At 43.0% G+C, this 14,217-nt stretch carries 15 protein-coding genes; 4 read left to right on the forward strand and 11 right to left on the reverse strand.

The genetic code is table 11. From position 1 onward, the window contains the following. Positions 1-169 precede the first annotated feature (169 nt). Complete coding sequence (locus MKX41_RS16570; protein WP_076284674.1) at positions 170-1,279, forward strand: AI-2E family transporter; 1,110 nt, start codon at positions 170-172, stop codon at positions 1,277-1,279. 93 nt (positions 1,280-1,372) lie between these two features. Here MKX41_RS16570 and MKX41_RS16575 read toward each other — a convergent pair whose 3' ends face one another. Genes MKX41_RS16575 through rnhA form a run of 3 tightly spaced genes read right to left on the reverse strand, consistent with a single transcriptional unit; the run spans position 1,373 to position 3,184 of the window. After that, positions 1,373-1,777 carry a hypothetical protein gene (locus MKX41_RS16575; protein ID WP_042190609.1) on the reverse strand — a complete coding sequence of 135 codons (405 nt, stop codon included), beginning with the start codon at positions 1,775-1,777 and terminating at the stop codon, positions 1,373-1,375. A gap of 31 nt (positions 1,778-1,808) precedes the next feature. Next, on the reverse strand, positions 1,809-2,477 hold the full coding sequence (gene ung, locus MKX41_RS16580; RefSeq protein WP_076284675.1) for a uracil-DNA glycosylase: 669 nt from the start codon (positions 2,475-2,477) through the stop codon (positions 1,809-1,811). 44 nt (positions 2,478-2,521) lie between these two features. Further along, complete coding sequence (rnhA, locus tag MKX41_RS16585) at positions 2,522-3,184, reverse strand: ribonuclease H (protein ID WP_076284676.1); 663 nt, start codon at positions 3,182-3,184, stop codon at positions 2,522-2,524. Positions 3,185-3,494: 310 nt separating this feature from the next. Here rnhA and MKX41_RS16590 point away from each other — a divergent pair, with 310 nt between their 5' ends. Next, on the forward strand, positions 3,495-4,067 hold the full coding sequence (locus tag MKX41_RS16590; RefSeq protein ID WP_042190616.1) for a hypothetical protein: 573 nt from the start codon (positions 3,495-3,497) through the stop codon (positions 4,065-4,067). Positions 4,068-4,123: 56 nt separating this feature from the next. Here MKX41_RS16590 and MKX41_RS16595 read toward each other — a convergent pair whose 3' ends face one another. The 4 genes from MKX41_RS16595 to MKX41_RS16610 form a co-directional block, all read right to left on the reverse strand. Further along, positions 4,124-4,696: a type 1 glutamine amidotransferase family protein gene (locus tag MKX41_RS16595; RefSeq protein ID WP_340971946.1), complete on the reverse strand. Its 573-nt coding sequence runs from the start codon at positions 4,694-4,696 to the stop codon at positions 4,124-4,126. Next, complete coding sequence (locus MKX41_RS16600; protein WP_340971948.1) at positions 4,697-5,809, reverse strand: hypothetical protein; 1,113 nt, start codon at positions 5,807-5,809, stop codon at positions 4,697-4,699. 100 nt (positions 5,810-5,909) lie between these two features. Beyond that, positions 5,910-6,557, reverse strand: a complete 648-nt coding sequence (locus MKX41_RS16605; RefSeq protein WP_339266400.1) for a hypothetical protein — start codon at positions 6,555-6,557, stop codon at positions 5,910-5,912. A 16-nt stretch (positions 6,558-6,573) separates the two neighbouring features. After that, positions 6,574-7,104, reverse strand: coding sequence for a hypothetical protein (locus MKX41_RS16610; RefSeq protein ID WP_339266401.1), 531 nt, complete (start codon positions 7,102-7,104; stop codon positions 6,574-6,576). Positions 7,105-7,370: 266 nt separating this feature from the next. On the opposite strand from MKX41_RS16610, the gene MKX41_RS16615 reads away from it, so the two are divergent. Beyond that, the gene (locus tag MKX41_RS16615; RefSeq protein ID WP_042190628.1) at positions 7,371-7,589 is read left to right on the forward strand and encodes a hypothetical protein; all 219 of its coding nucleotides are present in this window, start codon (positions 7,371-7,373) and stop codon (positions 7,587-7,589) included. A gap of 88 nt (positions 7,590-7,677) precedes the next feature. Here the strand turns inward: MKX41_RS16615 and MKX41_RS16620 are convergent, their stop codons facing one another. Further along, on the reverse strand, positions 7,678-8,691 hold the full coding sequence (locus MKX41_RS16620; RefSeq protein ID WP_339797733.1) for a Gfo/Idh/MocA family protein: 1,014 nt from the start codon (positions 8,689-8,691) through the stop codon (positions 7,678-7,680). Between the two features lie 124 nt (positions 8,692-8,815). Next, the gene (locus MKX41_RS16625) at positions 8,816-9,670 is read right to left on the reverse strand and encodes a sugar phosphate isomerase/epimerase family protein (protein ID WP_042190633.1); all 855 of its coding nucleotides are present in this window, start codon (positions 9,668-9,670) and stop codon (positions 8,816-8,818) included. A gap of 173 nt (positions 9,671-9,843) precedes the next feature. On the opposite strand from MKX41_RS16625, the gene MKX41_RS16630 reads away from it, so the two are divergent. Continuing rightward, on the forward strand, positions 9,844-10,749 hold the full coding sequence (locus tag MKX41_RS16630) for an AraC family transcriptional regulator (RefSeq protein ID WP_340971954.1): 906 nt from the start codon (positions 9,844-9,846) through the stop codon (positions 10,747-10,749). Positions 10,750-11,182: 433 nt separating this feature from the next. On the opposite strand, the gene gnpA is transcribed toward MKX41_RS16630, so the two are convergent. Both gnpA and MKX41_RS16640 read right to left on the reverse strand, forming a co-directional pair. Beyond that, entirely contained in the window at positions 11,183-13,336 is a 2,154-nt protein-coding gene (gene gnpA / locus MKX41_RS16635) for a 1,3-beta-galactosyl-N-acetylhexosamine phosphorylase (RefSeq protein ID WP_340971956.1), read from the reverse strand. A 26-nt stretch (positions 13,337-13,362) separates the two neighbouring features. After that, a complete protein-coding gene (locus MKX41_RS16640; RefSeq protein ID WP_340971959.1) occupies positions 13,363-14,217 on the reverse strand; it encodes a carbohydrate ABC transporter permease in 855 nt (284 codons plus the stop codon).

Raw genomic sequence — 14,217 nt, forward strand, 5'->3', positions numbered from 1 at the left:
TGATGTACAGTTATGTGTTGTGAACAACTTACTTGGCGTAGCCTCAGTCATTGGGTCATCCTCCACGGATATGCCAAGAACTACCTATAGGAGAGTAATCCATTCTTTTGAATCAAGTCATGTGAATTAGGGTTATTAAACTACATAGATTATATTTTGAACTTGGGGGATGTTCCTATTGCAACAACAGAAGTATTTTCGGACAAGTCTTGCTATTATCGCTTTTTTACTTATTTTGTACTTGGGCTCCAAAGTAATGTTTCTATTCGCACCACTGGCTGCCATTATCAGATTATTACTCGTTCCCATGGTACTATCAGGTTTCATGTACTACTTATTACGACCGTTAGTAAGAGTTCTTGAGAAAAGAAAATTAAACCGGGCATTCTCCATCCTGCTCATTTATTTCTTGTTTGCCGGATTGTTTATTCTCTTCTGGGTTCTAGTCTGGCCGACACTGCAAGAACAAATTCAGAACTTTATTGATAACACGCCTTACCTTGTTCAGGGATTACAGGATCAGTTCAATGCTTTAAGGGATAATCCGACACTCTCACGCTTTTTCCAAGGGGACTCCGACGTAGCTGCCCGTATATCAGAATATCTTAGCGAGGCTATTACTTGGGTGACCAATTCGATGTCCAATTTGATCGGCGTAGTTTCCAGCATTGTTATTCTAATCGCTACCTTGCCCATCATTTTGTATTACATGCTAAAAGATGATTATAAGCTGTCACCAAAACTACAGGGCTTAATCCCTAGAAAGTACCGTAAAGAAAGCAAAGAAATGTTCGGGGATATCGACAGCGCACTGAGCAGTTTCATCGTCACACGTGTGGTGCTAAACGTCGTACTCGGTATTATGTTGTATATCGGTTTCCTTATCATCGGATTGCCTTATTCACTGCTGCTCGCAGTAATTTCAGTACCGCTCAATTTCATTCCTTATGTGGGTTCTTTCCTTGCGGGAGTACCCGTAGTTATTGTTGGATTCATTGAATCACCCACGATGGCAATATGGTCGCTGGTCGTCATATTCATTGCACAGCAAATCCAAGATAATGTACTCTCACCGATCATTTACGGCAAATCATTAGATGTGCATCCACTGACCACGGTCCTTCTTGTTCTTATAGGTGGGGATTTCTACGGTATTATTGGTGTGCTTATTGCGCTGCCCGTCTATATGATTGCCAAAATTATTTTTTTACGAGTGTATGAGATTATTGTTGCAGACCGAGAGGAAGAGGCTGAGCCTCTCAAGCATGAGAATCTATAGCACTTACGAACTGAATGAGGTTCCATAAATAAAAAAAGGTACGTCTCCAATTGGAGATGTACCTTTTTGTGCTTCTTTATAGGATTACTGAAATTAACCTCGCAAAGAACGAACTACAAAGATGTGATTGCCTTTCATAAGGTTCTGTCCATCCTGAAGTGTAACTGAACCTTTGGTATGCGAAATGATGGTCGTATTCAGAGCAATCAGCCGATCTTCTTTCCAAACACTTACAGCCGATTTAAAATATACTGCATTATCAAATTGCTGCCTTTCCCTCATCACATAACCCACAGAATGCAAGACTGGAGGCAGTGCTCTTTCTCTAGGAGCCAAAGCTTTGATGACCACAATATCCCGAAATGGCACGGCAATTTCCTGATGACCGATGACCGCAACAGAAGCGGAAAGATCCCATTTGCGAAGAATGCCTTTCATGATCGTGTAAGGTTCGTCCCCGCAGTACATGATAACCGGTTTACCAACCCAATGCTTCATTGCTCCCTCCCCCTTCCCAACATCCCATTAGTTATATGTCCGAAATGAACCAATCGATTCCTTTCATTCCCTTCGACTCCAAAAACTGATTGACCTTCGAAAAAGGACGGCTACCAAAGAATCCACGATACGACGAGAGCGGACTCGGATGTGGAGACTGAATAACCTCATGACGACTTTGGTCTATGAAGGCACCTTTTTTCTGTGAATGACTTCCCCATAAAATAAACACCATCGGCGTAGTTCTTTCATTTAACTTCTTCATTATGGTGTCTGTGAATGTCTCCCAGCCTAGACCTTTATGAGAATTCGGCTCTCCCTCACGTACCGTTAGTACCGAGTTGAGCATAAGCACTCCCTGTTCTGCCCATCGCAGTAAGGATCCGTGATTTGGAATTGGTACACCGATATCCTCCGATAACTCCGTATAAATATTACGCAGTGAAGGCGGTATACGCACCCCCGGATTTACCGAGAAGCTTAAACCGTGTGCTTGTCCCGCTCCATGGTATGGGTCCTGTCCCAAAATAACAACCCTTGTCTCACTATAAGGTGTATGCTTTAACGCCGTGAACAGTAATTCTTTTGGCGGATAGACTGTATGTTCCTTATATTCACTTTCCAGATTAGCCATTAGCTCCAGAAAATAGGGCTTTTGCATTTCATCCTGTAATATCTCATCCCAATCGTTGCCGAACATCCCCAATTCTCCTCCTCTAGCCGAAACCCAGAACCTTACTGTAACTATTTCCGACCATAATCTGCTTTAATTTCGCCCCACTCTTTAGTCTGCCACTTAAGCACTTTATTGTCATATGTATTGGTTTGCAACCAACGTTCTGCCCGATCAATAAGTACCCATATTTCCTCGGTTGAAGCATCGCGTGGCAAGGTTGTCGCTACTTTCTTCTGCTTTACCCACTTCATTGCATTCACAGAGTCGCTGTAGACTGTCTTATTACTTCCCTCTTTCTTCAGGAGCGCCAAAGCATGCACAATCGCTAAAAACTCACCTAGATTATTAGTGCCCTTCTTGATCGGCCCACAAGAGAAGATAATATCTCCGGTTTGCGTATCCACACCCTTATATTCGACTGGACCCGGATTGCCACGAGTTCCTACATCCACAGAAATACTGTTGTAATCGATCTCCGCTGAGGTTTCCACTGTAGCACTTCGTTTAAAAGAACTTGTCCCCTTAGACTTAGCCGCACCGGATGCTGATGACCCTGTTCCCCAATTACCTTTCCAGCCCGCTGTGTATGCCGCATCTGCCGCCGCTTTAGATTCATACGATTTATATTTGGCTCCGGTATAGTGATCGGTCTGCGCCTGGCATTCCGCCCAAGTGCTATAGACTCCCGGCTGCTTGCCTTCCCATACTACATAATATTTCTGTTTAGCCATTGGTACAGCTCCTTTTTTCACCTTAACTTATTGTAATCCAAAATGCTTCTTCATCAAAAGAAGAATGTTATTTTTCGTGAATTCCTTCGAATAATTCATATTTTCCAGGTCATACTATACGCCAGAGATGTCCAGGCCTATATTACCATTTGTAGAATGATCGGTAAATATTATTGTGTACTCAAGCAGAAAAGTCTTCATCGTCTCTCAAGGACGGTAAGCGTTTGTGCTTACACCACATTAATACTAACTAATCAGTCTATATTAAGCTCGTAGGATATCAGTACAATTACTCAGGGAGGTTATACAGATGAGAAAGATAGCAAGCGTAGCCGCAGTATTTGCAATTGTGCTGTTGGTCGGATGCGGAAACTCAACCAATAACAATGCCAATGTTACCCCTACCGCCACAACTACACCTGGTAACACCAATAACGCTGGCAACACTAATAACACCACTGATGCTGTAACCTCAGCGTCGGTAGTGGATAATGAAGAGGCCTTTAAAAAGGCAATCAGTGCGGACGGTACTTGGATTGCTGCTACGCTGAAAGACTTAACCTTCACCGAGGATCTCGTGCTGGACGGACAATTCACGAATAAAGATGAACCTGCTCGAAAAATCGCTCTCTACACACAAGATGCAGAGCACAATATTACTAACTCCTATAAACTAACTGCACCAAAACTTACGATCAAAAGTAAAAACGCCCGTATTCAAGGCGGCACATTTATTGGTGATGTATACGTCGAAGCAGATGGCTTCAGTTTAGTAAATGCAACGGTTGAAGGGAATGTTTACTTCGCAGATGCTAAGTATCAATCCACCTTCGATACCTCGGATCAAGGAAAAGTAACGGGTGTTACAGAAGTGAAAAAATAAATAAAAAGGTGCTCTCAAGTCGATAAGACCTGAGAACACCTTTTTTCATGACTTCATTATTCTTGATAAAACCCATTTTTGAAAAAGTTATACCATCCATCGATTTGTTCTAATGGCATAACCTTTAACTTCTTCAAGACTTCTCTTGTAAATTCCAAAGAAGCCGTACCATTAGCAGTAATGATATCCTCACTCGAAACGGTCTGTTTTTCTAAAAAATTTGCGTGTCCTTTATAATTAGGAGCGAACTCTTTTAAGTAATCTAATGAATTTCCAGTGTGAGGAATCTCATCTAAATAGCCACGCTCTGCCAAAAAGGTTGATGCGTCACATATAGCCGATATAGGAGTTCTATTCTGAATACAACTTTCAATCACTGGAGTAATCGCTGAATTATCTTTCCAGCCTGTACCCCCAATTAAAATTAACATTTCAAACTGGGCGGGTAAACTATCTATAGTATAGTCTGGAATAACAGTAAATCCGCCCATAGATTGTACATTGTCATTATTTAAAGAAACTGTCCTAACTTTGTATTCACTTTCTGGCTTGTTTAGTTCAGCACTTATATACCCAGCTTCCCAATCCGCGTATCCATTAGAAATAAAAATCAATACTTCTTTTTTCATTTACTGATCCCCCTCAAGTTTCAACAACGTATCTGCAACTTCCCGCCCGTTAACCAACAGTACAATCCGATGTTCCCCGGGATAATGACGACGAGTGGTTAAATCCGCCCAGCGATGCGTCCGTTTGCCTGTCAGAATTGTACCCCCAGGTACTGTTTTATCCGATAGTAAGAAAGATTTACGAGAGGTTCGACCTGTAGCCTTCACGAAATAGATGCCATATTCTATTCGAACACGGGCAGGAGTTCCTTCACAAACTTGAAGTTTGTATTGTAATTCAGAGTTTTCTCCAATTCGCAATAGGGTAGGATCAATCGTTATAGAAGCACTCGTTATGAGTGGTGTTGCTTCGTCTGCTTGCTCCGCATATCCGAATAAAGCCATAATCTCCGGATTAGCTTTACGGATTAAAGAACGACAACCATGCCGCACAATCCAGTCTGTGAGGGGATCTATACCTATCCAGCGGCGAGCTGTCTCAAGTACCACCTCCGGGTGATCCTTAGCAATATCGTTCAGATTGTTAGCCACGCTTTTGCGCACATATAAGGAGGAATCCTTCTTCAGTTGCTCAAGTACAGGTAACACAGGGGCTGGATCTACCTTAAACATTGGGAGCGCCTGTCCCCATGGTAGACGAGGGCGACAACCCTCACTTGCTAATCGTCGCACATGCTCATCGGGGTGCTTCGACCATACTAGCATTTGCGCCATCATCCGCTCCGGTTCACGCAAGAGAAACGGTCTAACCGCAAACTCTGCTGATGATTTCGGTGTGAACCTTTCCAGCGCCTGCATAGACAACTCCCAATGCTCAGCCCCTTGACCAAATACCTCTACAAAATCTGGAAAGATCAAGTATGGAAATCCCACACAATCCTCAGTAATAGCGAACAGAATCGCCAGCGCTTCCTCATAAGGAAGCTGTAAATGACTTCCCAGTGTCTCCGTAATCCGCCGCATCCTTGCCTTCAGTTCGAGCGTATCCCAAGGTTCCGCCATAGCCGAAATTACAAATGCATCAGTATCAAAAACACTATGTACACTGCGAATCTTTTCGCCAAAACCAAGCAGGAATTGTTCATTGTACATCGCTTTTAAAGGTTCAGCCACCTTGTATCCCTCATTTTCTTCTATAAATCATCAGAAGTTAATCTGTTATGAAATCGTAGCACACCCAATTTGACAACAGTGTGTCAACTTCGGCTATTCCCTAATCTAGAACATTAACCTGCCTAGTATCGAGATTAATCATTCGACTTCTCGTATCATTACGCGAAATATAAATAGGTTGTCCGGTAGAGTCGATCCAATATGAGATGGGAATCGAAATTCCACAATTTCGGTAAGATCCGTCAGCATGGCTTGTCCCAATAATCATCGTGTTATATTTCACAGCAATCCTAGTGGCTTCCTCGATCCATAATTCAAATTGTTCTTCGCTGAACATGCCTACCCCAATCGGATGTGCGATGAAATCTAACGACTTAGCCTGTCCTTCCAAACCCACGTATCCTTGCAGAAGCTCAACACACAGCAAATAACCAATACTGAGACCATCCGCTTCCGCAACTGACGGGCGATACAGCTGTTCATCCATCGGCGATTTGGCTCGTTCCAAAATGATGTCCCCAGAAGGATGAATCATTAGCGCTCTATCCTTGTTATTGCTGTTCCTATATCCTGTAATGATCAGCTTTTTATATGTTTTGGCAACTTCACTTAAGGTCTTTACACTGGCTTCATCTGCTACATAACCTTCTGGATACAACACCGCGTCAAAAGAATCCTGTCTGCTCATTTCTTTGAGCAAATGCTGCAAATGTGGTTCGTGATTAGGTTGCGCTACGAGTAATCTCATATTTCCCCTCCAACGGTTAATTAATTAGCACCTTCACCTGTCCTAAGCTTTGCTCTGCACGACTGTTCAAAGCTCTCTTATCTTTAAGGCCAAGCTCCTTAAGCTCATGTCCAGGGTCAATGACCAGCGGCTGTGAGATTACATTTTCGAGAATTTGCACAGCAACTTTACAGGCCTCAAATAATAGTTCTTTTGGGATCACTTGTTTATGAGAACCAATAATCCCTACCAGTTTCTCTGCGTAGATCAATCTAACCAGACTATCCGCACTCATCATATTCCGCGAGGCAAAAGAAGATACCTTCTCCACAATCCAGCTGTCTTGATAGTTTCTCGATAAAGCGTCTAGGGCAGTAATTGCATCCCAATCTCGGATCGACAACTGCTCGGCGTACGCCAAGGCCATTTCATTGAGCCATTCTATCTCTTGTTCTCTAGGAATTTCAAAACTCTTATACTCCTTAAGCAAACCTGCCTTATGCATATCTAAAAAATGACCCAGAAATCGTGTGTATAACTCCTTGGCTCTTTGTAGCTGTTCTGTCATTTGACGATCATCCTTTCACTACACAAATCATATCCGTCCGCAGGTTTCTTTTCAAACCAGAAAGTAAAAAAAAGACAGACAGCGAAACAACTTCGCTACCTGCCCTCGGATGATCTTCGGATTTTAATACAATTACAACCAAATTTCGCATATTTTTGACCGAAATCAAGTAATTCCTCCTCAAATTCATCCGCAAATCGTGTTAAAATAGTTCCTTAGGATTATTTATATTCATACATGTTGAAGATATCACCGGAGGGAATACCATGCCACATACACTTAATAAAAATATTGATTTTTTCATAGCCGCTTTATCCCAAACTTATATCACTGCCCTACAGCTTGACCCTGATGGAATGTATTCTGAGGTTGCCTCAGGAATCGTTGAAGAGTTCTCCGATGTACAGGTACGCCTTAGAAGATATGACGGCTCCGTATCACACTATGCTAGGGACAACACAAAATTCCAGCGCAATAAAGGTTAGATGAGAATGCATACCAAAAAGACGTGACTGGAGAAATCATCTATAATGATCTTTCCTCTCGTCACGCCTTTGCATCCTCTATATCTTGCTAGTTAAGTACAATCCATTCCCCTTCGGCATTTGCTGACTGTACTTCCGCCTCTATGATTTCCAAAGATTCTGCTGCACTCTCAGGCGTACAAATGATAATAGGCTTATCTTGAATAATCGCATCCAAGAAATAGACCAGCTCTCTGTAGTAGCCCGCATCCGGGGAAAGCTCTACCGTAAAGCCTGCTCCATCATTGGGATTCACCTTGACTCCACTACCATCAAATACAACATTTCCTCGCTCGAAGTTAACCCTGTACCCCATGTAGAATCCAAAGTCGCCCTCCAGCGTCCAGTCCACCTGAGCATTGATCACCTTTGCATCCTTATAAAAATAGTGTGTAGAAGCAATATCATACCCACTTCCCGGTAGAACATTCCGGCCCAAAGTCGATACTTTATCCGGTCTGCCGAACAGATAGTTAATCATATCCGTATCGTGAATATGCATATCCACAATGCATCCACCGCTTAGCTTCTCATCCAGAAACCAATCTTTAGGAGCCCCTGAACCACGGTAGAAATATCCTTCTGTCACTTTACCAAATTGCTCAGTTTCCACAACTTCTTTCAAATATTCATACCCTGGCCAAAAACGCAGGCACTGTCCGATCATCAATTTCTTTCCACTGTGCTCCGCTGCTTCTACCATTTTCTGTGCTTCTACTGAAGTTCTAGCCATCGGCTTCTCACAAAAGACATGATATCCTCGTTCCAGCAAAGAACAAGCCATTTCAGCATGCAGGTAAGTAGGAACTGCGATATCGATCATATCCAGTTCCTCATTCGCTATCATTTTCTCCAGATCATCATAGAGACTGTAAGCTGTTAAATCATACACTTCTCGAGCGGTACTCATATTGCCGTCCGCTTTACCGTCTTTCAATTCCTCAATTCGCAAGTCACAGATGGCTTTAAGGGCAATGGGATGCCCCTCTTCCGTTAAGCGAACATAATTATCAAAATGCATCCGGCCCATAAATCCAAAGCCAATCAAACCTATTTTCAACATAGTGAAGCCTCCCCAGCTAAATGATTAATAATTAAACAAGCTCTATCCAAGCACCTTCCAGCCCAGCGGATTGTATCTCAGCCTCAATGATTGCTATAGGCTGAGCATCGCCTTCCCCCATACTTTAAGCTTTGAAAGTGGTACGTCCGAGAATGGCATCCATAGCTGCAGAAGTATTAAAAATAATTTGCTCCGTATAATGTGTGTATGACGGTATCATTTCACCGGTAACATAATTGTTGTATCCAATGTCTTCAAGCGCTTTCATGACTGCTGGATAATCCACATCCCCAGCGAGCAGATCAACAAATCCGTGAAGCCCACCAGCCGTCCGACGGTAATCCTTGAAATGCACTTTTTTAATTCTATGGCCTAGAATCCGTATCCACTGCTCTGGATAACCGGAATGCACGATATTTCCAACATCAAGATAGGAACCTACATAACTGGAACCGACCGTATCAATAAAAGTACGTAATTCAAGCGGAGACAGCAAGAATTTATTCCACACATTTTCAAGACCAATAGAAACGCCTGCTTGCTCAGCATCCTTGGCTAAATGACTAATCGCTTCCAGCGCTCTATCATAAGCTTTTTCATAATCAACAACCTCACAGCCCTCGATGAAATCCACACCAACAGCGCCAGGGATGACAAGAATTGTATCTACACCTAGCGCAGCCGCCAGCTCCAGTTGCTTTTTGCATACGTCGATTGCCTTGGTTCGATTCGCTTCAGATTCACTAGTCATCGCATAAGACCAATATAGACCTGTTGCCAGCCCCGCGATCTCCAGACCCGTTTCATTAATAGAATCACGAAGGATACGCGCTTCTTTCTCAGTGGTTTGCAGGCCAAGTTCACCTGACTCATTTAATGACAGCTCGATCCCCTCAAATCCAGCCGCTTTGGCTAGACGTACGCATTCTTTAATTTCAGTTCCTTCGCGAAACGACCAGATGTTTATTCCCTTTTTCATTTGAATCCTCCTCCTATTTGTTCTTTTCCGTTTTCCACTCCCTAGGCTTAGATGCACTTTGTATCCTTTAATTATTTATATTATACTAGATTTAAAATTCGATTTATTTAGGCGAAGAAGAGACTTTTTGCATTATTCCGGTCTATTCTATTAAAGATTCAGGAGGCAGTGACATGTCTGACAAAGATCCCTCTTACCCACTGAGAAAGCAGGTACCCTCTCGTGATTGGGCACCCGGAATTCACTATGCACAATTGCAGACACTTCCACCTTGCACCTTCCAAAGAAGAAGGCTATATGACTTCGAGCTACTATATGTTCGCCAGGGCAAATTATTAACAAAGATGGATACGGAAGAATATATACTGAACGCTGGGCAGCTAATTTTCCTCTCATCTGGGGTATATCATCAGAATATTATCCTGTCAGATTCAGATACTAAGCTTATTGGAATCCATTTTGATTTCTTTGGGGAATCAATTATTACACATGATGAAGATATGGTAGTTAATGAGGATGAAGTCATACACGATAAATTCGCCTTTGAAGCCGTAACTGTCCCCTTCATGCCATTGTCACAAGAACCGATCTACTCCCCGCCACCCGAATGTGTTCATGCCATGGAACAGCTCGTTCATGAATTCACTATGCGGCCTGCCGGCTATGAGTGGGTCTGTCGAGGGCTACTACTTGGTATTCTGACTTCGCTGCTTCGAACGCAAAGCTCCCGAGATGCAGCTAAGTCATCAGTTCACACCGAGCGGATCAGGGCATTAATAAACGAGATAGAAGAGCGGTTAGCAGAACGCTGGACCAATAAATCCATGGCCACATCCATGAATATGCATGAGGACCACTTTGCCAAGCTCTTTCGTGAGGTCGCAGGTATGCCCCCCGGAGAATACCTCCGCTCGATCCGGCATAGGGAAGCGCGTAAGCTGCTGCGAGAAACGGATTGGCCAATTGAGAGGGTGGGCGATCAGGTTGGCTATCCCGATATCCATTATTTCAGCAGGGTGTTCACGGCGAATGAGGGGATTTCTCCGCGGGCGTATCGCAAGTTGTCTCGGATTCTCTAGATACGGAAACCCCAGAACATCTCAATCCAAGTAAGAAGAACTCGCCAAAAACATTGCGGTTGATGGATTCATGCTTATGATTAAAAAGCAAAAGCCCCCTTCCCTGAAAAATCGAAGAAGGGGGCGGCTCTAAAACTAATTAGGGAAAAACTCCCTGAAAATAATCAAAATTCGCTCTAAACGAACGAAATCAGGGAATTCCTCCCTAATAATAAGGGGGATTCCTTTAATTGCTATCGAATCAGCAAAACTTTAGGGAGGTTTTCCCTGATTATTAATCTAATGACCAAAAATCCCGGAATTTCAGGGAGAAATTCCCCAATTACTCTATCGAAGCGGTACAATTCAGGAAAGTTTGAGACAACAGCGGCCGCAAGTCCAAATATTCTCCGTAGTTACGACTGACTCCTTAAATGTATGTCTTAAAGTGAAGTTACATATTCATATCCAGCCACACACTTTCCATTCCGTTCAATTCCAGCTCTATTCTCAAATCGTTCTCCATCAGGATCGTCGTCTTTTGGGTCTCCGCTGTGTTATTTACAGCACAATAGCGGCCAGTCTCAGGGTAAGCATGACACTCTACATTCGGATTCAATGAGAACCAAGAATACAATTGTTCCTCTTGATGTGCAGCCCAAAAGATCGCCCGGCTCAGTAATCTAGTATTCTGGATACTATACGGCAGCCCTGCAATATAAACGCCTCGACCCTGCCCAAATGAATTCACGGCAAGATTGCAGCTATTGTCGTGCACATCCAAGACTTGTGCTCCAATCTCCGCTTGATAAATCATGGTCATCCCTTCACCATAATCAATGTCGCCTTCCAGATCTTCCGTAATGAAATGCTCCTTTACTGGCGTTACCTTAGGCTTATTAATGCTTGCTGTAAAACCCATTTCCTTTTGAACACCTAAAATATCTGCTAGTTGAAAGAGAACCCCTTGATGCTCATATGCCGTTGGATCACCAATTCCAATAAAGCCGCCGCCTTGATGCACCCATTCACGAATGCTAGATACCACTTTCGGATCGCTCCAATGATCTCCGCCACTCCAAGAAGTATGAACATCACCCGCGTTAATGATCACACCGATACTAGGATCAATCCCGTGTTGTCTAATATCATCAAAGCTTATAAATTCAATGTCGAAAGGCAATCCTGCGAGTGACTCCAGTGCCCCTATGTAGGAATAACATCTTTGATTCCATAAAGAGTGAGCCACTTGGTGCGTCTGCCAGCTGCGAATGTAGCCCCAAGTATTAAGAATCGCCACTTTAAACGATGCCTTATACGGCTGAGTCCCTTCAGCATTTGCATGAATTCCTTTAAACTGAGTCGCAATCTCCGTCACATGATCAATAAAATTAGGGAATTGGTACGCCAGACTTAGATATCCACCATACCCCATTCTTCCAACCGATTTACGCATAAGTGCCCGGCGACATTTTATCCAGATCGGCATGGACTCTCCAACAGGATCTCCACCTTCAAAGAATACATCTGGGAAGAAGTAAGGGTAGAACCGGGCTTCGGTATCCTTAATAGGAATATCCGCGATCATACGGGTCGTAACCCCATCTCCGGCAGCCCCGACCACTGCATCTAGCCCAATCTCGGAAAAATATTTACCATAAGGCTCTGTCCCTGCCCAGTGATCCCCAAAGAACATAATGGCTTTCTTACCGAAATCATGCACCATATCAACACATTGTTTGGCATAACCTGCAATGAATTTCTGATTAAATTCCATCCAGTCCAAATACCTTGGCGTCGGATTCATAAACGGTGTATTATATCGTCCTTGATCCACAAAATCTTCCGCAGTCAGACGATATCCATAAGCTTGTTCAAACTGATCTAATGCTAATGGACTTACGCAGCTTAGATAGCCAAACCAATTAACTTGCTTCTCCTTACCTTCCTTATTAAAAATCAAGTCGAAATTATAAAAGAAGGTAGTAAAACGAACGATATCAGTCTTCGGATGCTTTGCTAGCCAATCTTTCAGCACCTCCAATACATGCTCTTGCGCCTCGGGATAACGAACATCCAGTGGTAAGCGATGCTCTTCCGTCCAGTTATTCGTGATGTGATTGTACATAGAGACCGGTTCCCAAATCTGATAGGCCAAGAAACTGACGGTATATTTGTGAAACTGTTCCGCCTGCTCAAGCGTGACGATCCCCTCTGCATAACTCCAATGTGCCGAAGGTACTATTTCTCCTGTGGTCCGGTTTACAACCTGCCAATACTTTTTAATATCCACATCTGTATTAGGAACAAATTGATCTGCAAAAAAATCTGCCATAATATCGATGGTCTTCACCTTCGATGTCACAATCAATGGTGCAGACATCAGATAAATCTGCTGTCTATACTGTGGATGCTGCTTTGCCCACTCGTTGTCCTCACGTACCAGACAAAGCGTTGAATAGATTTGCAGACCCATATCAAGAATGTCCTGCGATAGACTCGTGCCATCACTGTCACGTACAGCATCTACACCCCATCTCTCTACAAGATCGGCTATGACCTCTTCCATTCCTGTTTCACCAGGTAGTGTAAATCTTCCTTTGTCCACACAAATTCCCTCCATAACTTTGTAGTTCAGCCCTTAATTCCACCAGCGCTTATTCCTTGGAGCAATTGTTTTTGTCCTACCACATATAGGAGAATCGTTGGAATGAGTACCAAGATCAATGCGGCAAATAGTGCGCTCCAATCTGTAGCATACCTTTGAACCTCAAACAGATTGGCTAATCCCACCGGTAATGTTTTTTTGCTATCCGATTGAATTAGAACTAATGCCAGTGGATACTCATTCCAAAAGCCCATCGCTGCCAGCATACAGACCGTTACAATTCCCGGCTTAGCTAGTGGCGCAATGATTCTGACGAGTACCCCTGTATTCCCGCAACCGTCAATCTTGGCGGCCTCTTCATAATCTCTAGGGACAGATCGCAGAAATCCGCTTAACACAAAGATCGCAAAAGGAAATTGAAGGACAGCATAGATCAGACCGAGCATCCCGCGATTATCCAGCATCCCGAAAGAATTCACCTGAATAAATAAAGGAACCATGATATAAGAAGCTTGGAGAAAGATACAGGCCATATAAATATTAAGAATCATTTTAGAACCCCAAAACTTAAATCTCGTTAATACATAAGCTATAGGGACCACAAAAATAACTAGAATCGCAGTGGAAAGTACCACTAGAAAGATAGAATTCAGGAAATAACTTCCCATCTTAGATTTCTGAAAAGCACGTACATAGTTATCCAAGTGTAAGGCTTGTGGAAAGGAGAAAGGATCGGTTAGAAATTCCGTATTGCTCTTAAATGAGGCTAAAAGATTCCATACAAACGGATATAACAAAACAATAGTAGCTACAATCAGAAACAGCCGAGTGATCCAATTGATAATGTTCATTTTTATAAGACTCTGTTGATTACTATTCAC

This window comes from Paenibacillus sp. FSL R5-0475 (assembly GCF_038004585.1).
Taxonomy (GTDB): Bacteria; Bacillota; Bacilli; order Paenibacillales; family Paenibacillaceae; genus Paenibacillus_AQ.